At 66.5% G+C, this 20,376-nt stretch carries 24 protein-coding genes (1 of these 24 cut by a window edge); 13 read left to right on the top strand and 11 right to left on the bottom strand.

Features of this window, described 5'->3' with window-relative positions; all coding sequences use genetic code 11:
- The 4 genes from CA833_RS03995 to CA833_RS03980 form a co-directional block, all read left to right on the top strand.
- A protein-coding gene (locus CA833_RS03995; RefSeq protein WP_207079306.1) for a M28 family metallopeptidase crosses the window boundary here: on the top strand, positions 1-947 show its 3' portion. Its footprint begins 736 nt before the window's first position; 947 of the gene's 1,683 nt are visible here — the last part of the coding sequence; its start codon lies beyond the left edge, outside the window; its stop codon occupies positions 945-947.
- Positions 948-1,088: 141 nt separating this feature from the next.
- A complete protein-coding gene (rpoZ, locus tag CA833_RS03990; protein ID WP_142632159.1) occupies positions 1,089-1,433 on the top strand; it encodes a DNA-directed RNA polymerase subunit omega in 345 nt (114 codons plus the stop codon).
- Between the two features lie 209 nt (positions 1,434-1,642).
- Complete coding sequence (locus tag CA833_RS03985) at positions 1,643-2,383, top strand: ParA family protein (protein ID WP_242526362.1); 741 nt, start codon at positions 1,643-1,645, stop codon at positions 2,381-2,383.
- A gap of 304 nt (positions 2,384-2,687) precedes the next feature.
- Positions 2,688-3,629, top strand: coding sequence for an IS110 family transposase (locus CA833_RS03980; protein ID WP_207077948.1), 942 nt, complete (start codon positions 2,688-2,690; stop codon positions 3,627-3,629).
- A gap of 14 nt (positions 3,630-3,643) precedes the next feature.
- Here CA833_RS03980 and CA833_RS03975 read toward each other — a convergent pair whose 3' ends face one another.
- The 4 genes from CA833_RS03975 to CA833_RS03960 are packed head-to-tail and all read right to left on the bottom strand — an operon-like array spanning position 3,644 to position 6,029.
- Positions 3,644-4,618, bottom strand: coding sequence for an alpha/beta hydrolase (locus CA833_RS03975; protein ID WP_207079304.1), 975 nt, complete (start codon positions 4,616-4,618; stop codon positions 3,644-3,646).
- 4 nt (positions 4,619-4,622) lie between these two features.
- Positions 4,623-4,892, bottom strand: coding sequence for a hypothetical protein (locus tag CA833_RS03970; protein ID WP_207079303.1), 270 nt, complete (start codon positions 4,890-4,892; stop codon positions 4,623-4,625).
- Positions 4,889-5,098 (bottom strand): toxin-antitoxin system HicB family antitoxin, encoded by a 210-nt coding sequence (locus CA833_RS03965; protein WP_207079302.1) that lies wholly within the window; start codon positions 5,096-5,098, stop codon positions 4,889-4,891. Before CA833_RS03965 ends, CA833_RS03970 begins: the two co-directional genes overlap by 4 nt.
- Before the next feature lie 19 nt (positions 5,099-5,117).
- Complete coding sequence (locus tag CA833_RS03960; RefSeq protein ID WP_207079301.1) at positions 5,118-6,029, bottom strand: SPFH domain-containing protein; 912 nt, start codon at positions 6,027-6,029, stop codon at positions 5,118-5,120.
- A gap of 294 nt (positions 6,030-6,323) precedes the next feature.
- Between CA833_RS03960 and CA833_RS03955 the strand changes: the two genes are divergently transcribed.
- The 3 genes from CA833_RS03955 to CA833_RS03945 all read left to right on the top strand — a co-directional run bounded on the left by CA833_RS03955 (position 6,324) and on the right by CA833_RS03945 (position 8,199).
- On the top strand, positions 6,324-6,500 hold the full coding sequence (locus CA833_RS03955; RefSeq protein WP_142632165.1) for a DUF465 domain-containing protein: 177 nt from the start codon (positions 6,324-6,326) through the stop codon (positions 6,498-6,500).
- Between the two features lie 75 nt (positions 6,501-6,575).
- Positions 6,576-7,562: a TerC family protein gene (locus tag CA833_RS03950; protein ID WP_207079300.1), complete on the top strand. Its 987-nt coding sequence runs from the start codon at positions 6,576-6,578 to the stop codon at positions 7,560-7,562.
- A gap of 88 nt (positions 7,563-7,650) precedes the next feature.
- Entirely contained in the window at positions 7,651-8,199 is a 549-nt protein-coding gene (locus tag CA833_RS03945) for a pseudouridine synthase (protein ID WP_207079299.1), read from the top strand.
- Positions 8,200-8,251: 52 nt separating this feature from the next.
- On the opposite strand, the gene flgH is transcribed toward CA833_RS03945, so the two are convergent.
- From flgH to CA833_RS03925, 4 genes are read right to left on the bottom strand one after another with little or no spacing between them, the layout of a single operon-like run.
- Entirely contained in the window at positions 8,252-9,019 is a 768-nt protein-coding gene (flgH, locus tag CA833_RS03940) for a flagellar basal body L-ring protein FlgH (protein ID WP_142632168.1), read from the bottom strand.
- Positions 9,020-9,038: 19 nt separating this feature from the next.
- Positions 9,039-9,476 (bottom strand): flagellar basal body P-ring formation chaperone FlgA, encoded by a 438-nt coding sequence (flgA, locus tag CA833_RS03935; protein WP_207079298.1) that lies wholly within the window; start codon positions 9,474-9,476, stop codon positions 9,039-9,041.
- Positions 9,477-9,480: 4 nt separating this feature from the next.
- The gene (gene flgG / locus CA833_RS03930) at positions 9,481-10,266 is read right to left on the bottom strand and encodes a flagellar basal-body rod protein FlgG (RefSeq protein WP_142632170.1); all 786 of its coding nucleotides are present in this window, start codon (positions 10,264-10,266) and stop codon (positions 9,481-9,483) included.
- Between the two features lie 52 nt (positions 10,267-10,318).
- A complete protein-coding gene (locus CA833_RS03925) occupies positions 10,319-11,062 on the bottom strand; it encodes a flagellar hook-basal body complex protein (RefSeq protein ID WP_207079297.1) in 744 nt (247 codons plus the stop codon).
- 150 nt (positions 11,063-11,212) lie between these two features.
- On the opposite strand from CA833_RS03925, the gene CA833_RS03920 reads away from it, so the two are divergent.
- From CA833_RS03920 to CA833_RS03905, 4 genes are read left to right on the top strand one after another with little or no spacing between them, the layout of a single operon-like run.
- Positions 11,213-11,734 carry a flagellar basal body-associated FliL family protein gene (locus CA833_RS03920; protein WP_142632172.1) on the top strand — a complete coding sequence of 174 codons (522 nt, stop codon included), beginning with the start codon at positions 11,213-11,215 and terminating at the stop codon, positions 11,732-11,734.
- Complete coding sequence (gene fliM / locus CA833_RS03915; protein ID WP_142632173.1) at positions 11,731-12,750, top strand: flagellar motor switch protein FliM; 1,020 nt, start codon at positions 11,731-11,733, stop codon at positions 12,748-12,750. The genes CA833_RS03920 and fliM overlap by 4 nt, the downstream gene beginning before the upstream one ends.
- Complete coding sequence (locus CA833_RS03910) at positions 12,747-13,352, top strand: DUF6468 domain-containing protein (RefSeq protein WP_207079296.1); 606 nt, start codon at positions 12,747-12,749, stop codon at positions 13,350-13,352. The genes fliM and CA833_RS03910 overlap by 4 nt, the downstream gene beginning before the upstream one ends.
- Entirely contained in the window at positions 13,349-14,014 is a 666-nt protein-coding gene (locus CA833_RS03905; protein WP_242526258.1) for a MotE family protein, read from the top strand. The genes CA833_RS03910 and CA833_RS03905 overlap by 4 nt, the downstream gene beginning before the upstream one ends.
- 232 nt (positions 14,015-14,246) lie before the next feature.
- Here CA833_RS03905 and CA833_RS03900 read toward each other — a convergent pair whose 3' ends face one another.
- A complete protein-coding gene (locus CA833_RS03900; RefSeq protein WP_142632174.1) occupies positions 14,247-14,696 on the bottom strand; it encodes a hypothetical protein in 450 nt (149 codons plus the stop codon).
- A gap of 117 nt (positions 14,697-14,813) precedes the next feature.
- Between CA833_RS03900 and CA833_RS03895 the strand changes: the two genes are divergently transcribed.
- Positions 14,814-15,131, top strand: a complete 318-nt coding sequence (locus CA833_RS03895; RefSeq protein ID WP_142632175.1) for a hypothetical protein — start codon at positions 14,814-14,816, stop codon at positions 15,129-15,131.
- A 24-nt stretch (positions 15,132-15,155) separates the two neighbouring features.
- Positions 15,156-17,078 carry a hypothetical protein gene (locus CA833_RS03890; protein ID WP_207079295.1) on the top strand — a complete coding sequence of 641 codons (1,923 nt, stop codon included), beginning with the start codon at positions 15,156-15,158 and terminating at the stop codon, positions 17,076-17,078.
- A 131-nt stretch (positions 17,079-17,209) separates the two neighbouring features.
- On the opposite strand, the gene CA833_RS03885 is transcribed toward CA833_RS03890, so the two are convergent.
- A complete protein-coding gene (locus CA833_RS03885; RefSeq protein WP_207079294.1) occupies positions 17,210-18,118 on the bottom strand; it encodes a flagellin in 909 nt (302 codons plus the stop codon).
- Positions 18,119-18,129: 11 nt separating this feature from the next.
- On the bottom strand, positions 18,130-20,229 hold the full coding sequence (gene flgK, locus CA833_RS03880; protein WP_207079293.1) for a flagellar hook-associated protein FlgK: 2,100 nt from the start codon (positions 20,227-20,229) through the stop codon (positions 18,130-18,132).
- Positions 20,230-20,376 lie beyond the last annotated feature (147 nt).

Raw genomic sequence — 20,376 nt, 5'->3', positions numbered from 1 at the left:
GGTCCGCACATACGCAGATGGAAGGCTGGATCCAGAAGGACCTCGCGGCGCAGCTGTTCAAGGCCTCCGGCATCGATTTCGAGGCGGCCAAGGCCGCTGCCCGCAAGAAGGACTTCCAGCCCATCCCGCTCAAGGCGACGATGAGTGCGGACTATGCGGTGAAGTCGCAGGTCATCACCTCGCACAATGTCGCCGGCGTCCTGCCGGGCACGAAGTACCCGGACGAGACGGTGATCTATTCGGCGCACTGGGATCACATCGGCGTGGGCCTGCCCGATGCAAGGGGCGACCGCATCTACAACGGCGCACGCGACAATGCCTCGGGCACTGCGGCGCTGCTGGAACTGGCGCGCGCTTTCGCCAAGGGCCCCAAGCGCGAGCGTTCGGTGCTGTTCCTGGCGGTGACGGCGGAAGAAAAGGGCCTGCTCGGCTCCGAATACTACGCCGACAACCCGTTGCGGCCGCTGGCGACCACAGCGGGCGTCATCAACATGGACGGCCCGCTCTCGATCTCGAAGACCACCAACTTCAGCATCTCCGGAGCGGCCAAGCTCGATCTGCTGACCATGCTGACCGAGGAAGGCCAGAAGCTGGGCCGCCACTACACCTCCGACGCACGACCGGAGGCAGGGAGCTTCTACCGTTCGGACCACTTCTCGATGGCCAAGCGCGGGGTTCCGGCGATCTCGTTCAGCCCCGGGCGCGAACTGGTCGATGGCGGCGAGGCCCGCGGCAAGGAACTGTCCGATGCCTATACCCGCGACAAGTACCATCAGCCCGCCGACGAATATGATCCGAACTGGGATACCAGCGGTTGGGCCAGCGACCTGACGCTGCTGTACAATACCGGCGCGCGCCTGGCAGGAAGCCATGTCTGGCCGAACTGGTCGCAGGACAGCGAGTTCCGCGGGGTCCGCGACACCACCGGCGCCCAGCGCAAGCCATGATCGCGGCTTGAAGTCATCGCCCGGCCTCTCGCGCACGAGCGGGGGAAGCCGGGCGGCGATGCGCAGTTTTCTTGACTCTGCGCAGGGTAGCCCCTAGTGGGCAGGGTTTACCGATCCAGCGAATTTATTCACGGAGTGCCCATGGCGCGCGTTACTGTCGAAGACTGCGTCGACAAGATCCCCAACCGGTTCGATCTCGTCCTGCTTGCCGCGCAGCGTGCGCGCGAGATTTCGGGCGGTGCCGAACTCACGCTTGAGCGTGACCGCGACAAGAATCCGGTCGTTGCCCTGCGCGAAATCGCCGAGCAGAACGTCAAGCCGAACGAACTGAAGGAATCGCTCGTCACCTCGATGCAGCGCGTGCTGCCGGACGACGACGACGAGATGGACGAAATCGGTTCGCTCAGCCAGTCGGCCGAGGCCCTGCGCATCACCGCTTCGGCGCCGACGCGCAACACCTCGATCGGTGGCGACTACGACGGTTGATCTTTTCCTCGCATGCGTCCTGTTGAGCCGCGCGGCTTGACTATCGGCGCATCGCGGGCAACCATCGGCAGGTGGTTGCAGGAAAGCACAAATTGCCCCGCATAGCCGGGAGCGGCGGGTCGGCCCTGAAGAGGGTTCGGCCCGTTGTCGTGTCGGCGACGGAGGGCGCCGGGGCGGTCAAGGCGGGCCGCGAGGATGCCGCGAAGGCACTGCGCGGTGCCACCATCGCCATCTACAGTGTCAAGGGCGGGGTCGGTAAGACCACCTTTGCCGCAAATCTTGCCTGGTGCTCCGCCCGGCTCGGGCAGCGCACGCTGCTCTGGGATCTTGATGCCGCAGGGGGATCCGGCTTCCTTTATGGCCTGGAGCCGCGCGGCACCCGGCTTGCCGAGGACGTCTTCACCAAGGACCGCCCGGCTGCCAAGCTGATCCAGCCCACCGGCAATCCGCTTGTCGACGTGCTGCCTGCGGACGAGAGTATCCGCGCGCTCGATGCCCAGTTGATGCGTATCGGCAAGCGTAGGCGCCTCGCGAAGCTGGCTGAGGAACTTTCGGCGGATTATCCGCGCATCGTGCTCGATTGTCCGCCGGTGCTGAACGAGCTATCCGCGCAAGTCGCGCGCGCCGCCGATCTGGTGATCGTGCCGCTGCCGCCTTCGCCGCTCTCGGCCCGTGCGCTCGAACTCGTGGTGCGCGAGATTGCCGATACCACCAAGCGCCATCCGCCGATCCTGCCGGTGCTCTCGATGCTCGACATGCGACGCACGCTCCACCGACAGGTCCGCGAGGCGCAACCGGACTGGCCGGCGGTGCCGTATGCCAGCGTTGTCGAGCAATGCGCGGTGCGCCATCAGCCGGTGGGGGAAATCGCCCCGGCCAGCCCGGCCGCAAAAGCCTTTGCCATGTTGTGGCGGGCGATCGAGGCGAAACTGGCGGAGCGTAGAGCTTAGAGCAGTTCCCGATCCGATTGCATCGGATCAACTGCTCTAAGATTTTGGTTTTCCGCGTTTTCCGAGTCGCAGGTGATTCCACCTGATTAGAAAACGCTTGTCTTATGACATTACCGTCCGTTTGGGCCATGCTGGATTGCCCGGACCGGGGTGGCCACCCCGGTCCGGGCGGAAGGGGACGGATCGCGAAACCGCCGGTCGTTAAGGGACCGGGTTAGAGTAGGATCGCCCCTTTCTTTTCCATCAGGCCCGAACGGATACCGGGGTTTTGGACCCGGATGACAAGCATGGGACAGCGGAAAAGATGAGCGACAATCTACCACAGACAATCGGCATCGACATCTCCAAAGCGAGCCTCGATTGCCATGCCTACCCCGTCGGCGCCGAGCGCCAGTTTGCCAATACCGCCAAGGGGCACAAGGCGCTGATCGCCTGGCTGCGACAATGGCCGATCGAACGGATCGCCTACGAGGCAACCGGAACCTATCATCGCGCACTGGAGGCGGCGCTGACCAACTGGCCTTGTGTGAAGCTCAACCCTGAACGGGCCCGGCGCTTCGCCCAGGCGACTGGCACATTGGCCAAGACTGATCGCATTGACGCCATCCTGCTGGCTCGTATGGCCGCAACCTTGCAGCCAGCGGTCAGACCCGCTCGAAGCGCACAGCAGACCCAAATGGCGGAACTCATCAATGCCCGAGACGGCTTGGTTCGTGATCGCACCGCGCTCAAAAATCGTGAGAAAAATCTCACCATCGCGTTTCTCAAGCGCCAGTGTCGCCAGCGGCTCGAACAGATCGATCGACATATCGCGGCCCTCGACGCCGAGATCTCCAACCTGATCGCCGCCGATGCCGTACTCGCTCGTCGACACCAGATACTGACCAGCATCGCGGGTGTGGGAACGCTGACCGCCAACCAGCTCATCGCCACCATGCCCGAACTCGGCAGCCTTGAGAACAAGCAGGCCGCGTCCCTTGCCGGCCTTGCACCGATCGCGCGGCAATCCGGACAATGGAAAGGCAAAAGCTTCATCCGCGGCGGACGTGCCAACGTGAGGCAGGCCCTCTATATGCCGGCCCTCGTCGCCGCCCGATACAACCCTGATCTCAAGGCAAAATACCAACAACTCGTCACCGCAGGAAAGCCCGCCAAAATCGCCATCACCGCCGTCATGCGAAAACTCGTCGTGACCGCAAACGCTTTGCTCAAAGCCGATAGATGCTGGGCGCAATCTCAGGCTTGATCATCACGGATACTCTAACGCGAGGCTCGGATGAACGTCGCGATATCGGGCACCACGTCGGGCACCAGCGGCAGGTCCGGGTTGGCGTAAGTCGCGAGGTTCGCGGCGCGATCGTCGGAAGTCACGACTTTCAGCACATGGTTGGTATCGGGCAGCAGGCGCAGCTGCGCCTTGGGCTGGGCCTGCCCCAGCAGGGCGGCGTCTTCCTTGCTCACCTGAATGTCACGCTCGCCCTGAAGGATCAGCACCGGGCCGCGGTAGGCGACGACCAGCTTGGCCGGATCGAGCGCCATGGCGCTGATCAGGAAGCCCTGCACGTTCGCACGGAACAGCGGGGCGAGGGCGGGATTCAGTCCGGAGGCATCGACGCGGCGCCCGGCTTCCAGTTCGGTGATCGCGCGATCGGCCTGATCGAGCAGCGGCGCGTTGGCGGGGTTCGCATGCAGTTGCCCGCGCAGCACTGCGCCGAACGGACGCCGTGGTGTCGCAATCAGGATCAGGCCGCAGATGCCCTCAGGTGCGTGCGAGGCCGCAGTTTTGCGCGAGGCGGTAAGGGCGACCAGCCCGCCTTCGCTATGCCCCAGCAGCCACACGCATTTTCCGCCGGTGCGGGCGCGGATGCTGGAGACCCAGCTGTGAACGTCGGTGGCATAGTCTTCCATCGTCACGGCATTGGCATCGGGCACGGCGGCGGCACTGGCAAAAAGGCCGCGTTTGTCGATGCGCACGCTGGCGATGCCCTGCGCGGCAAGCCCTTCGGCGATCAGGCGCAGCGAGGCGGCTTTGACGCCCAGCGGGTTGTTGCCGTCGCGGTCGGTCGGCCCGGAGCCGGGGATCATCAGCACCATCGGCGCCGCGGCATTGGAGGGCGAGAGCATCGTGCCCTTGAGCGGGCCGTTGGGGCCGGGGGCCTCCACGAAGCTCTCCGTGACGGGCGGCGATGTGCCCATCAGGGCGGCGGCGGCCAGCAATGCAGCGAGGGTCCGCATCGGTTCAGTCCTCCTTGCCCGAGCGCCACTTCCACCCGCCGCGTGTGCGGCGCGCGGTGATGACGAGGAACAGGCCCGTCGCCAGCAGGAACAGCACGAAAGCGGCGGTCCGGCTTCCGCCCGTGCCCATATGGTTCAGCAACCCGATTCCGGCCAGCGTCGCCACATAGGCCGCGATCACCAGCCAGCCCTGCCAGGCGATGGGGAGGCCCGCTCCGTAGCCTAAACGCTTTGGCGCAAACCAGGCCCCATCTTCGGTGGACTTGTGCATCATGCTTCACCCTCCTGTCTGGGCGGGCGGCCGCGTTTCACGGGTTCGCTCGCCGCCACTCTCACGCCGCGCCGGGTCAGGGCCTCGCGCAGCAGGACTTCGACTTCGGCATTCACCGAGCGCAAGTCTGCCGCCGCGCAGCGTTCGAGCGCGGCGTAGAGCGCCGGATCGATCCGCAGCGGAAAGGCCTTCTTGCCGGGGTTAGCCATGGTACCTGGACAGACTGCGTTACTGGTAAAGGGTGCCGGCGTTCACGACGGGCTGCGAGTCCCGCTCGCCGCACAGCACGACCATGAGGTTGGAGACCATCGCCGCGCGGCGCTCGTCGTCCAGTTCCACCACGTTCTTTTCGGAAAGCTGCGTCAGCGCCATCTCGACCATCGAGACCGCGCCTTCCACCAGCTTGCGCCGCGCACCGATCACCGCTTCGGCCTGCTGGCGGCGCAGCATGGCGCCGGCGATTTCGGGCGCATAGGCAAGGTGGGTGAGGCCGCATTCGTCGACGGTGATGCCCGCCACGCGCAGCCGCTCGATCAGTTCGGCGCGCAATTCGCCGTTCACTTCCGCGTGACTGCCGCGCAAGGTGATCTCGGCATGCTCCACATCGTCATAAGGATAGCGCGAGCCGATCGAGCGCACCGCGGCCTCGATCTGCACTTCGACAAAGGCCTTGTAGTCGTCCACATCGTAGAGCGCCTGGGCGGTGTCGGCCACGCGCCACACGACATTGGTGGCGATCTCGATCGGATTGCCGCGCAGGTCGTTCACCTTGAGCTTTTCCGAGACGACATTGTTGGCGCGCACCGAAATCTTGCGCTTGGCCATCCACGGCCAGGTCCAGCGCAGCCCCGCCTGACGGTCGGTGCCGCGATAGGAGCCGAACAGCGTCACCGCCACCGCCTGATTGGGCTGGATCATGTAGAAGCCCGAGGCGATCAGGATCTGGCAGACCACGGCGGGCAGGATGAAGGCGAGGAAGGCCAGTATCGTTGCAGGTGCGGGATCACCGCTCGCCAGCGTGACCACGGCGAAGACGATGGCAGCCAGAACGCCGAGGAAAACCAGCAGCATGAGGTATCCGCTCATGCTCGACGCGGCGCGTTCGCGGCTGGAGTTGATGGGAAGATGCGACTCGGTCATCGGCGGCAATCTCCATTAAATATGATATCATATTAATATCGAAATGGCGCCTGGCGTCAAATGAATCCGTATCCGGGGTTGAAATCGGATCGATTCGCTCATATTGGATCCTTGCGGGCCGGGCCCCTCTGGCGCGGCGCCTCATAGCAGGTGCCACGTGATGTCGGACCGCATCGGGTTGATCCCCGGTGCAGGTTTCCGAGTGCCCCTTCCAAGGCTCCGCAAGCTCGGCAATCCAAATGTGCCGTCGGGATCATCCGATCGAACCAACCTTTGTTCGATAGGGATGCTGTTATGACCGACCGTATGTTCCACCTGCTTGAGCGCTTCCAGATGCTCGACGCCCAGTTGCGCCGTGCGCAGGGCTCGACGCGCCGCAATCTGCTCAGGATTGCGGAGCTGGAGCGAAGGAAATTGAGAATAAGGGCCAGGCTGGCCCGGCTGTTCGTCCCCCCAACGGCCGTAGTGTAAGCCTGTTACCCTCGCGCCGGCGCGCTGCCCCCCATGTACGCGCCGGCGCTTCCTTCCTTCAGCAGGACATGAATCGTGGAATTTCTCTTTGCTGACTGGCTGGGCACCCCGGTCTGGTTCTGGCTGGCATTTGTCGGCCTCGTGCTTGTACTCACCGCATTCGACCTCGGCTTCCTGCACAAGGACGACCGGGAGATGGGCATTGCCGAATCGCTGAAGCTGTCGGTCTTCTACATCGCCATCGCCGTGCTGTTCGGCGGCTGGGTCTGGTGGACCAAGGGATCGGCGGACGGTATCGCCTGGTACACCGGCTATTTCCTTGAAAAGGCGCTGTCGATCGACAACGTCTTTGTCATCTCGATGATTTTCGGTTTCTTCGCGATTGCGCCCAGGTACCAGTACCGCGCGCTGCTCTGGGGCATCGTCGCGGTGATCGTGCTGCGCGGCCTGATGATCGCGGGCGGCGTGGCGCTGGTCTCGCAGGCGCACTGGGTGATGTACATCTTTGCCGCGTTCCTCGTCTTCACCGGCGTGAAGATGCTGTTTACCGGCGATCATGAACCCGATGTCGCGCACAACCCGGTGGTCCGCTGGATCTCGCGCCACATGCGCGTGACCAAGGCGCACTACGGTCACCACTTCTTCGTGAAGGAAGCGAACGATACGGGCCGTCTGGTCTGGGCCGTGACGCCGCTGTTCCTGGCGCTGGTGGTCATCAACCTGGCCGACCTGGTGTTCGCGGTGGACTCGGTGCCGGCGATCTTCTCGATCACCACCGACACTTTCATCGTCTACACCTCTAACATCATGGCGATCCTTGGCCTGCGCGCGCTCTACTTCGCGCTGGCGGCGATGGTGCACCGCTTCCACTACCTGAAGTATGCGCTGGCCCTGGTGCTGGTGTTCATCGGCGGCAAGATCCTGGTGGCCGAATTGCTGCTGGACGGGGCCAAGTTCCCGCCGCTGCTCAGCCTTGGCGTGACCGTGGGCCTGATCGGCGGCGGCGTCGGCTGGTCCTTGTGGAAGACGCGCGGTCAAGCGGCGGAGAGCGGCCACGCTTGAACTGGTAGGGCGCGCTGCGTTTGTTTTTCGCATTTTCCAACTCGTCAGGCGACTTCACCTGACTTGAAAATGCTCTAGGGAAGACCGGATGGCGCGCCTTATCCTCTTCAACAAGCCCTTTGACGTCCTGCCGCAGTTCACCGACGCGCGCTCGCCCACCCCGCGCGCGACGCTTTCGGACTATATCGGGGTGCCGGGCGTCTACCCTGCCGGACGGCTCGACCGTGACAGCGAGGGGCTGATGCTGCTGACCGATGATGGCCGCCTGCAGGCGCGCATTGCGGACCCGCGCTTCAAGACCGCCAAGACCTACCTCGTGCAAGTCGAGGGCGAGCCGGACGAGGCGGCGCTTTCGGCCTTGCGCAAGGGCGTGATGCTGAACGACGGCCCCACGCGGCCTGCCGAAGCGCGGCGGATCGATCCGCCCGAACTCTGGCCGCGCAATCCGCCGGTGCGTTTCCGCAAGACGGTGCCGGACTGCTGGATCGAACTGACCATTCGCGAAGGCCGCAACCGGCAGGTCCGCCGCATGACCGCGGCGGTGGGGCATCCGACCTTGCGGCTGGTGCGCTGGGCGATCGGCGGCTGGTCGCTCGAGGGAATCGCCCAGGGCGAATGGCGCGAACTTTCGGTCTGAGCGGCGCGATCAGGCATCGGCACCGCTCAGACCTGGAAGACGGCCTGTTCTATCAGAACGGGAACAGCGCGTCGTAGATCTGCTGGCCCCAGCGGGCCTGCTGCGCGTCGGTGAGCTGGCCGCGGCCGCCGTAGCTGATGCGGGCATCGGCGATCTGGGAATGGCGGATCGAATTGTCGCGGGCGATGTCCTCGGGGCGGATCACGCCGGTGACGATCAGTTCGCGCAGCTCATAGTTCACCCGCACTTCCTGGCGGCCCCGGATCTGCAGGTTGCCATTGGGCAGCACGCCGATCACCGAGGCGGCCATCGTCATGTTGATCTGTTCGCTGCGGGCGGTGTTGCCCACGCCCACCGCGCTCGACGAGGAACTGGTGTCGGCCAGCGAGGACGGGTCGGAGCCGGTCAGCTTGCCGATGTGCTTTTCAAGGCCGAGCAGCGCGGCCACGCCGGCGCTTTCGCTGCCGTTGCGGGTGCGCGTAGTGGTATTGGCGACCGTGGCATTGTCGGCGATGTTGATGCGGATGGTGACGATGTCGCCTACGCGGGAGGCGCGCTGGTCGTGGAAGAAGGCGCCGGCGCCGGTGCGGAACAGCGAGGCCCCGCGGGCGCCGTCGGCCAGCTGCGGATCGTCCACCGCACCGCGATCGGCGGTGCCCTGCTTGCCGATCGAGGGTTCGACGCGAGGTGCCACGGCGACTTCGGGCGCATCCATCTTCGGCGTCTTGCCGACGTTCTTGAGGCGGCCCACTGCACCGCAGCCGGACAGCAAGGTTGCGGCCATCAGCAGCGGGATAAGACCGGCACGGGTCGCTTTCATGATCGGGGAATCCTGTGGCTTAACGGACGGGAATGCTGACCTGGCCCGGCGCCTCGGCGACGGCGTCGAGCGTGCGGCTGGTGGCGAGGTTGAGCACGCGCACCGGCTCGCCCCTGGCGGCGTCGCTGAGCGCGCGTCCGGCCGAGGTGATGCGCATGGTGCCCGAGGCGACCGAGATCGTCACCGCCTCGCCGCGCCGGACGAGGCGAGGCGGCACGACGTCCGCGGCGCGCACCGGGGCGCCGGCACTAAGGCGACGGCTGGCCTCCTGCCCGGCGGCCTCGGCCGGGGTGAGCGCGCCGCGCGCGGTGACGGCGGGCAGCGCGGCCTTGGAGAAGTCGCTGGCCGAAAGGCGTTCGCCGCGCTCGACCGTGCGGTCGAGCACGGCAGTGGCGACCGTGTCCGGGGCAGCGGCGGGAGCCGTGGCCGCGAGAGCAAGCACGAGTGCGGCGAACATGACCTCAGCCCGCCTGCGTCGAGGTCTGGAGCATTTCGTCGGCGGTCTTGAGCACGCGGCTGTTCATCTCGTAGGCGCGCTGCGCGGTGATCAGCGAGGTGATTTCCGAGACCGGGTTGACGTTCGAGGCTTCGACAAAACCCTGGCTCAGCGAACCGAAGCCGGGCTCGGTCGGGGTCGAGACGGTCGGCTGGCCCGAGGCGCTGGTCTCCAGATAGAGGTTCGAGCCGACCGCTTCGAGACCGGCTTCGTTGACGAAGGTCGCCAGTTCGAGCTGCCCGACGGTCTGGAGGTCGGTCTGGCCGTCGATCTTGACCTGCACTTCGCCGGTCTTCGACACGGTGACGCTGGTGGCGCCCTGCGGGATGGTGATGTTGGGCTGCACGAGATAGCCGTCGGTAGTGACGAGCTCACCCTGGTCGGAGAGCTGGAACGAACCGGCGCGGGTATAGGCAAGGTCGCCCGAGGGCAGCTGCACCTGGAAGTAGCCCTGGCCGTCGATGGCAAGGTCGTAGGTGTTGCCGGTGTTGGTCAGCGCGCCCTGTTCGGTGATGCGGTAGATGCCGCCGGTCTTCACGCCCGCGCCGAGCTGGATGCCGGTCGGAACCTTGGTGCCGCTGTCGCTGGTGTTGGCGCCGGGACGGGCGACCTGCTGGTAGAGCAGGTCCTGGAACTCCGCGCGCTGGCGCTTGAACGCGGTGGTGTTCATGTTGGCGATGTTGTTCGAGATGACGTCGACGTTGGTCTGCTGTGCAAGCATGCCGGTGGAAGCGATGGAGAGCGAACGCATGATGGCTCCTTCGGGAAAATGGGGTTAGGCGGGCGCGAAACGGTGATCGGGGTCAGCCGACCCTGCTGAGGCGGCCGATGGCATTCTTGCGCATGTCGGCAAGATCGGCCGAAAGGCGCTGGCTGGTCTGGTAGGAGCGCAGGATCTCGACCATGTGGGTGGTCTCGACGATCGGCTCGACGTTGGAGGCTTCGACGCCCCCGGTCTTGAGCCTGGTGCGCGCCGCGGTCAGGAACTGGCCGCCGGTGCCGGTAAGCAGGCCGTCGCCGCGCGGGTCGACGAGGCTCTCGTTGCCGAAATCGGTGACCGCGAGGCGCCCCACCGGGGCATCGCCGGCCATCACCGTGCCGTCCTCGGCAATGGTGATGCGGCTCAGCTGGTCGGCGGGGATGGCGATCGGACGGCCGTTCTCGTCCAGCAGGCGCTGGCCGCCGGACGTGACCAGTTCGCCGTTCTCGCTGACCTTGATATAGCCCGCGCGCGTATAGGCGACGCCGCCGTCCGGGTTCTCGACATTGAGGTAGCCGGCGCCGTCGATCATCACGTCGAGCGGGTTGCCGGTCGCCTGGAACGAGCCCTGCGCGGTGTCGTGCACGGTGCCGAAGTCGAGCACGAACGATGTCTTGCGGGCATCCTCGACCGGGGCTTCCTGCGCGGTCTCGACATATTCGTGGAACAGCGCCTGTTCGCGCTTGAAACCGACCGTGCTGGAGTTCGCCATGTTGTTGGCGACGATGTCGAGCTGGCGCCTCAGCGCCTGTTCGTGGCTCAGCAGAACGAAGGAGGAAACGTCCATTTCCAGCACCTTGAGAAAAAGTTGGCAGTTTTCGGCACTCGGCAGAATTTGCCGCTTGGTCCTCCTATAATAGAGGCGAAAACGCGATTGCGGTCGGATCGGAAGTTTTCGATTTTTCCGCCGCAGGCGCGGCAGCCAAGGGGGTCCACAGTGTCCAGCGAAGAGATCATCGACGTCGCACCCGTCGATGCGGACGAAACCAAGCCGTCGCGCAAGCGGCTGATCGTGATCGGCGCCGCGGTCGCGGTGCTGCTGATCGGCGGCGGCGCAGGCTATTACGGCTATACCCAGTTCGCCGGTGGCGGCAGCGACAGCGAAAGCGGCGCACCGGACGAGGAGGGCGGGTCGGAATCGGCCAAGGCCGGAAAGTCCTCCTATGTGGAAGTGCCGCCGATGGTGGTGAACCTGCGTGGCAGCGATGCCTCGGCGCGGTTCCTCAAGCTGCGTTTCATCATCGTCGCGGCCGACGATTCCAAGGCGGACAAGATCAAGGAGAAGCTGCCGGTCGTGCTCGACGCGCTCCAGCCGTTCCTGCGCGAACTGCGCCCGGATGACCTCGATGGATCGGCGGCGGTGTTCCGCATCAAGGAAGAGATGATGCGCCGCGCCACCCAGGCGCTTGGCCCCGGCATGGTCAGCGACGTGCTCATTCAGGACCTGATCCAGCAATGACCGACGATTTCGACGACTTCCTGCTGCCCGATCCGCCCAAGATGGACGAACTGGTCGGCGACACCTTCGACCAGGCGGGCATCGACGCGCTGTTCGGCTTCGACGGCGATGCCCCCGCGCAGACCAAGAGCGGTCTCAAGGCCGTCATCGAATCCAATGTCATCAGCCATGAGCGGCTGCCGATGCTGGAAGTGGTTTGCGAGCGCATGGTGCGCACGTTTGCAACCAGCATGCGCAACCTCACGTCCGATGCCATCGACGTCAGCCTGGAAGAGATCACCTCGACCCGCTTCGGCGAGTTCATGAACCGCGTGGCATTGCCTGCGATGTTTGGCGTGTTCCAGGTGACCGAGTGGGAAAACTACGGCGTCGTCACCGTGGAATCGAGCCTGATCTATGCGGTCGTCGATGCCCTGCTGGGCGGGCGCAAGGGCAGCAAGCCGATGCGGGTCGAGGGGCGCGCCTTCACCACCATCGAGACGGTGCTGGTCTCGCGCATGGTCCAGCTGGCGCTCGACGATCTTTCGCAGTCGTTCGAGGCGATCGAGCCGGTGACGATGCAGGTCGAGCGCATGGAATCGAGCCCGCGCTTTGCCGCCATCGCCGGGCCCAGCAACATTGCCGCGGTCGCCACCTTCCGGGTCGACATGGAAGGGCGCGGCGGCAAGTTCAGCGTGCTGCTGCCTTATGCGACGATCGAGCCGGTGCGCAACAAGCTGCTCCAGCGCTTCATGGGCGAAAAGCTCGGCCGCGACCGCATGTGGGCGGCGCACATGGCCAGCGAACTGTCGCAGACCAAGGTCACGGTCGATGTGGTCCTTGGCGAGAAGCAGATGGCGCTGCGCGACGTCATGAATCTCAAGGTCGGTCAGACGATCGCTTTCAGTCAGAGCCCGAACGATGCGCTCCAGGTCCAGTGCGGCGGCGTCCCGCTGGGTATCGCGCATATCGGGCAGCGTTCCAGAAACATCGCCGTGCGCATGGCGAATGACATCTCAAGGGGGTATCCGAAGTGAACACCGCGACCATGATCAATTTCACGCTGGTTCCCATCTGCACCGCCGTGATGGTGCAGGGCTGGCGTATCGACCGCCGCATGAAGGCGTTTCGCAATGCCCCGCTGACCGAAGGCGTCGCCAGCCTCGAACGCGCGACCGCCCAGGCCCGCGCGGTGCTGGGTGAACTCAAGCGGGTGCTCGCCACCGATGGCGTCGCCCAGGCCCGGACGATCGCCGATGCCGAAGCGATGCGCGATGAACTTGCCGACATGGTGGGCATCGGCAACGCCGTCGCCGACCGCATCGTGGCCGCCACCGAGCTTTCGGCAGCCCCCAGGAAGCCCGCGCGCAAACCCGCTGCCAAGGCCGATACGGCCGGAGAGGCAGCCGGCGAGGAAAAGGTCGCCGCCAAGCGCACCACCACGCGCCGCAAGCCCGCGCGCAAGGCCGCCACGCGCACCGCAATGCCCAAGGTCACCGCGCCCAAGGTCGTCGCTGTGACGATGGATGACGGCGTCGAGGCCGCCATCGCCGCGGCCGTGGCCGAGGCCAAGGAACTCTCGGCCGAGATCGTCATGCACCCGGCTGCCCGCGCCAATCGCAAGCGCGCCGCGGCATGAGCGGTGCTACCGCCAACCTGCCCGCCCGGATCACCGGTGGGGGCAGGCTGATCAACGCGCTGCGCGCCATGGCCCAGCCTTCGCGGCTGATGATCGGCGTGGCCGGGGCTGCGGTGATCGCGAACGTCATGGCGGTGGCAGCGCCTGGCCCCAACGAGGTTTCCGGCGATGCTTCGTCGGGGCGCCTCGGTGCCTCGCTGCAGGACTCGCTGGGCAAGCGCGACCGTGATGCGGCGGCGGAGCGGCGCAAGCTGGAAATGCGCGAGCAGGCCGTGCGGGCCGGGGAAACCCGGCTGGCCGGGCAATTGCAGGGCCAGCAGCAGGCGCAGGCTGCGGCAGCCGCCGCGCCGGGCCGTCCGGGGCAGCCCGGACAGGACCAGCCCGAGGTGCCTTACGATACGCTGGCGCAGATCTACCAGCGGATGAAGCCGCAGCGTGCGGCGCCGATCTTCGAGAAGCTCGATCTCGAAGTGCAGACGCAAGTCGCGCGGCGCATGCGCGATTCCGTAACGGCGCAGATCATGTCCTACATGTCGCCGGGTTCGGCGGTGGAACTGTCGATGGCGCTGGCGGGGCGCAAGGTCATCCGCCAGCGCGGCACGCCGCCGGCGCCAAGGCAGGCATCGGCAGCGCCCGGCCGCACGCCGCCAAGCGCACGTTGATTTGCCGCAGGTCCTGCGAACGCGGACCGGAAAAAAGGGCCTGCTTCCCCAGGGAAGCAGGCCCTTTTTTGTCCGGCCGGTGAAAATGCGACGAACCGCACCGACAAGCGCGGGGTTTCTCTTTCATCGCAAGGGCGTGCGGCCTAGAGGCTCGCGCCGAGCGGAAGGGAATCGTCTTCCGCCGGGTCGTGAAATTTCAGATGTGAACCGAGGCGCGGGGATCCGCGGCGCGTCAGCTGCGCAGGGCGCTGGCCCGAACGATGAGGACGCGGGCAATGCCTGGATCGACGCGCCGCAGCGCGGGGGTCAGGGTGTGCTGGAGTCGTTCGACATCGACCGCGGCGAACGGCGAGGCGCGCAGGCGTGCGAACTCTATCGCCGCCGCGAGCGAGGCAGCGCGCAGCTCCGGCATGCGCTTGGCCAGCGCGCTGGCGGTGTCGGGCGAGCGGGTCTCGACGACGAGGGTGAGGTGGAGCACGCCGCCGAGCTTCCCGGCGTCGACGATCGGCACGTCGATCTGGTCGAGCTTGACCAGCGTCGCCGGATCGAACGTGGGGGGCGCAGTGGCGGGAACGGCCGGCGCGGCCAGGGCCGCTTCGGGCGCCACGCCGGCAACCGTCGCGCAAGTGGCCACGGGAGCGGCCACCAGGGCTGCGGTGGCGTGAAGGGCGGAACGGGACATGCGGAACTCCGGTTGCACTGCGCGGCGGCGGAAAATTGTGAAATCCGCATGGCTTACCGCTCTTCTATAATAGGATGAAGTTGTTATCATAGGATCAAGTCGCAGGGGGCAAATTCAGTGAGCAACAATTCAGGCCCGGCCAAGGTCCGTGTCCTCTCGTCGGGAACGCCGGAATGGAATCCGGCACGTCGACGGGGGGATGTGCCGAATGCCGAGGCGAATGCGGTTCAGGGTGCTGCGGGGGGCGGCGCGGCTGGGGGCAAGGACACAGGGCTGACCCTGCCGCTGGGCAGCGGCGATGTCCTGCAAGGACAGAAGGGCAATGCCAACGGCAGCCTGTTGTGGATGGCCGGAGCGATCCTGCTTTTCGTGATCGGCAGCGCAATTGGCGGGCTGTTCGTGACCATTTCGGTACTGTTCCCCGGACTGCTCTGAAAACCGGCCTATAATGGGCCTGTGATGAGTTTTTCGCCAACCCGTTTCGTCATGCGCCGGCCGGTGATGCGCCGCTTGGCGCTTCTGTCCGCCAGCGTGGCCCTGTTTCCCGGTGCCGCGCCGATTGGCACCCCTGCGGCAGCGCCCCTCGCGGGTTCTGCGGCGGTGCCCGCTGCCGGGCTCGGCACGGGCGCCAATGCCGCCAAGGCGGCGGCACTTTCCTCGCAGCCGGTGCTGCCGGCAGGGCCGCGCCTTCCCGGGTTCGCGGCGGATCTTGCCCAGCAGCCGATGATCGACGGTCCGGCCGCCTGGGGGGCGCTGTCGCAGCATGATGCCTGGGCGCGGATCGCGCGGGTACCCCAATCGGCGCTTCAGCAGGCGCGCTGGGACTATGCCCGCAGTCTGGTCGGCAGCGAGCGCGGGGGCGAAGCCTTCGGCGTGCTCGAGGTCATGGTGCAGGACGATCCGGACCTGGCCATGGTAGACGGTTACCGCCTGGCGCGCGGGGCGGCGCTGACGCTGCTGGGCCGTTATGACGAGGCGGTCGCGGCGCTGGCCAGCAGTGGGCTTTCCGCCAATCCCGAGGCCTGTGCCTGGCGCCTTCGTGCCCTTTCGCAGGGACATCTGGCCGAACAGGCGCTCGAACAGGTCGATTGCGCGCGCCCGGCGCTGCGCGTGGCGCGGCCCAAGGCCTTTGTGCTTGCCGCCGCGCAGGCTGCCGTCGAGGGCGGGCAACCGGCCAAGGCGGTCGAATGGCTCCATCCGCTCCCCGATAGCGATCCCGCCGCCAATCTGCTGCGTGGCCGCGCCGAACTTCTGCAAGGGCACGGCGACGAGGCGCGGCTGCGTTTTGCCCGGGTCGAGCGTTCGGGCACGATCGCGCAGCGCACCGATGCCCAGCTTTCCGAGATCGAGGCGCGGGTCGCGGCGCATACCATCGGTTTCGACGAGGCGCTGCGCAAGCTTGATGCGATCCGCTATTCCTGGCGCGGCGACGTGATCGAGCAGCGTGCGCTGCGGCTCGGTTTCCGCCTGCGCGATGCGCGCGGCGACATCGCTGGCGCGCTCGACAATGGCGCCACGCTGATGCGCCACTTTGGCCTCTCCGGCGCGGACGCGGCGATCCTGCCGATCCTGCGCGACAAGCTGACCCAGGCGCTCGATCCCGCGCGCAAGCTGCCGCTGGACAAGGCTGCCGGGCTCTACTGGGACTACCGCGACATTGCGCCGGGCGGCGCGGAAGGCGACCTGCTCGCCAGCCGGCTGGCCGAGCGGCTCCAGTCCGCCGGGCTCTACGAGCGCGCGGCGGACCTGCTCGATTACCAGCTCTTCGTGCGCGCGGGCGATCTTGCCCGCGGGCCGCTTTCGGCCCGGGTGGCGAGCCTCTACATCCTGGCCGGGCGCCCCGACCGTGCGCTCGATACCCTGCGCAAGTCCGAGGACGGGAGCCTGCCCGATGCGATGATTGCCCAGCGCAACCGTGTCGAAGCGGTCGCGCTCAGCCAGATCGGCCGCACCGAGGAGGCTCTGGCGGTGCTCGAGACGGTGCCGGGCAGCGCTGCGCTGCAGGGCGAGATCCTGTGGAAGCACCGGGAGTGGCAGCGCTATGCCGATGCCACTGCCGCCAGCCTGCCGGCGCCGCGCGCGCTCGATACGATCGGGCAGGCGGTAGTGCTGCGCCATGCGATCTCGCTGGCCATGCTGGGCCGTGAGGATGCGCTGGCCGCGCTTCATGGGCGTTATGCCCCGGCCTTTGCCGGCCTGCCCACCGCGCCGGTCTTCGCGATGTTGACGGCGAGCCCGATGCAGGCCGATCCCGCGGCGCTTGGCCGGGCGATGGCCGCCTTGCCCTCGGCCAGCCCGGCGGGCGACCTCGCCGATCTGCTGGAGCGTGCGCCCGACGTGGCGCCGGTGCCGACCAAGGGGGCAAAACCCGGATCGGGCTGAGCCTGGCCGATTGCCTTCGGGCGGGCCTTTACCGTGTGCCGGACACGAAAAAGGGGCAGAGGGTTTTCACCTTCTGCCCCTTTCCTTTGACGCCTGTGGGGCCAGGCGCCTTAGGGAAATGGTCCTGTCCGTCAGCTGAGGTAGTTGGCCAGCGACATGCTCGAAAGCTGGGCAAAGACCGAATAGCTGGCTTCCAGCACGGTCTGGCGCTGCGAGATGTCGATGGCGACTTGCCCGAGATCGGCATCTTCGACGTTGCCGATCACTTCGGTCAGCAGGTCCTCGCGCGCCGAGGCGCGGCTGGTCAGCGATTCCACCTGGTTCTGGCGGCGGCCATTGGCGGCGTTGACGTTGCGAACCCCGGACAGCCCGGTGTCGAGCTGGTCCAGCGCGGTGCGGATCGCGGTCTTCTGGTCTTCGGTCAGCGTCTCGCCGAAGGGGCCGGCTTCGGCGAGCGTGCGGAACGCCGGGATCAGGTTGGTGCCGACGTCGCTGGCGGTGATGCCGTATTCGACATCGACGCCGTCGCCCATGCGGGCGGTCTGGTGGACATCGTCGTTGGCAAAGGCATCGGCGGCGTCGAGGCCGACGGTATCGCTGAGCGTTTCAGGCAGGAACGGCGAGTCCGCGGTCTGCGAGCCGGCAAACAGCGGCACGCCGGCCGATGTCGCGTTGAGCGAGGCGCGCACGTCCGAAAAGGCGCCTTCCACGATCGACTGGAGCCCGGGGGAATCGCCGGTGCCGAGTGCGCTCATCAGCTGGCTGCGCAAGTCGGACAGCGAGGAGTCGATCTGGTTGAGATTGGCATCGTAGAGCGACAGCGTGGTCGACACGGTGCTGGCCACCGTCTGGTAGGTCTGCTGCTGCGCCAGCATCGAGCGGGCGGACAGCGTCCGCACGGCATCGAGGCCGAGGCCGGCATAGTCGGTGGCCTTCTTGCCGGTCGCCAGTTGCATCTGGCTGGTGGCGAGACTCTGCTGCGAGCGCGACAGGGCGCTCGCTAGCGTGGTCTGCATCGGGATGGTGGCTACGCGGGTCATTTCTGGGTTCCTTATCCGAGCATGCCGATGAGGGTGTCGTACATTTCCGAGGCGGTGGTCATCACCCGCGCGGCGGCACTGTAGCTGTTCTGGAGCACGACCATCTGGGCGAGTTCCTCGTCGACGTTGACGCCGGCGTAGCTATCGCGCCGGTCCACCGCGTCGGTCATGCGCGCGGCCGCGTCTTGCGAGGCGCCGGACGCCAGCGAAGCGGCCGAGCCGATCCCGCCAAGCAGCGCATTGGCAAAGTTGCCGACCGTCTTGACGCCGTCCTTGCCGAAATCGGTGGTGGCGGTCAGCGCGTCGACAAAGGCGGTGGCGTTGCGGTAGTCGGCGCCGCCGATCGCCTTGTCGCCGATGGCGGCATCGAGCTGGAGCTGGGCAAGCGGCACTTTGGAGGTGTCGGCCAGCATGGCCGAGGTCACTTCCGCGTTCTTGAGGCCGCTGGCCGAGCCGGTGAGGCCCGAGAGCGCGGAGAACGAGAGGCCGGTACCGCTGCGGTTGGTCGAATCCGAGGGGATCGAGATCGTCGAGCCCGCCGAGGTGGCGTTGGGCGTAAATGCCACGCGGCCATCGCCGTCCAGCGCGAAGCTGCCATAGGCGGCGAGCGGGCTGGCATTGAGGTTGGTGATCACGTCGCCCCAGCTGTCGCTGCCGGTGCTGCTGTAGGTGTACTGGCCGAGCACTTTGCCGCTGGGATCGCGCAGCACCATCTGCGCGGTCTCGCCTGCGGCAAAACCGGTCAGATCGGAGGCGATGAAGCCGGAGGGCGTCAGCGCGCTGCTGTCCGAGCGGATGATGTTGTTGAGCCCGAAGAACTGCGAGAAGCCGGCACCCGCGCGGTCGCTCGGGCTGTCGGGATCCTGGGCGATGGCGATGCCGTTCGCGCTGGACGAAGCGGTGATCGACATCACCCCCTTGGCATCGATGCTGGCGGTGGCGTCGGGCGAGAGCCCGGCATTGATCGCCGCGATCGCATCGTCGACGGTTGCGCCCGTGCCGAGCGCGTCGAAGTCGACGGTGACCTTGTTGACCAGGGTGCCGTCGCTGCCGAGCACGGCAAACGTCGCCTTGCCGGTGAAGCCGAGGCGGTCGCTGCCGGTCAGGCCATTGGCCTCGCCGGTCAGGCTGTTGGGCGGGGGCAGGGTGGTGCCCTCGTTGGAGACCTTGTTCAGCGTCTGCGCGAGGCCGGTGAAGAGCTGGCCGAGCTGTTCGGAGAACTGCGGCAGCGTCTTGTCGCGCATTTCCAGCAGGCCGCCGAGCTTGCCGCCGACCGAGGTGGAATCGATCTTCTCGCCGGTCGAGGCGCCCATCACGCCGTTGTCGGAGGCGAACTTGATGTCGATCGCGGGATAGGTCGCCTGCGATGCGGCGGCGCCGGAATTGTAGGAGAGCTGGCGCAGGCGCTTGTCGAGCAGGGTCTGGCCCGAGGCGGTGTCGATAAAGACGCGCCCGTCGCTCTGTTCACGCACGTTCACGCTCATCAGCCCGCTCAGTTCCTGCAGCGCGGACATGCGCTCGTCGGCGGGGCCGGAGGTGCTCTGGCCGAGGCCCTGGAGGCGTGAGACCTCGCTGTTGAGGTCGTTGATCTTCTGGAGCAGCACGTTGACGCGGCTCACCGTGTCGCCGACTTCGCTCTCGACGTCGGACTGCAGGCTCGAAACGTCGTTCTGCAGGCCGGTCAGGGTATCGAGCGTGTCGTCGATGCTGCCGGTGAACAGCGCGATCGACGATGACGAGCCGTTGAGGCCGGAAATCTGCGATACCGTGCTGGAAATCGAGTTGAGACGCGCGGCGAGGCCCGAGGTGGAATCGGTGGCGCCCAGCATCGACTGCAAGCGGTCGAGATAGCTGGAGACCGCATCGGTGCGTCCCGCGGTGCCGGCGCGCTGGTAGACGGCGTTTTCAAGGAACTTGTCGGCCACGCGCGAAGGTTCGCCGACGACCACGCCGCTGACCTGTCCGCCCGATACCGCGGTCGCCAGCGACACCTTCTGCCGGGCGTAGCCGGCGGTGTTGACGTTGGCGATGTTGTTGGAAACCGTTTGCATCCCCGCCTGCGAGGCCGAGAGGCCCGACATGGCGGAACTGAGGATCTGGCTGAGGGACACGTTTCGGGTTCCTGCAAGTCTCGTGGGTGGGGGAAGAGGGGGGAGTTGCCTGAAAATCCGTTTGCGACGGATTTTGCGGCACCGGCTCTCTCCCCCGCCCGATCGCCCTTACAGGGTAGAATTCGGGTGGTCGGGTGGGGGAGAGGG

The organism is Novosphingobium sp. KA1, from assembly GCF_017309955.1.
Taxonomy (GTDB): domain Bacteria; phylum Pseudomonadota; class Alphaproteobacteria; order Sphingomonadales; family Sphingomonadaceae; genus Novosphingobium.
Note: the sequence above shows the minus strand (reverse complement) of the source record. Positions and strands in the feature narration are given on the sequence as shown.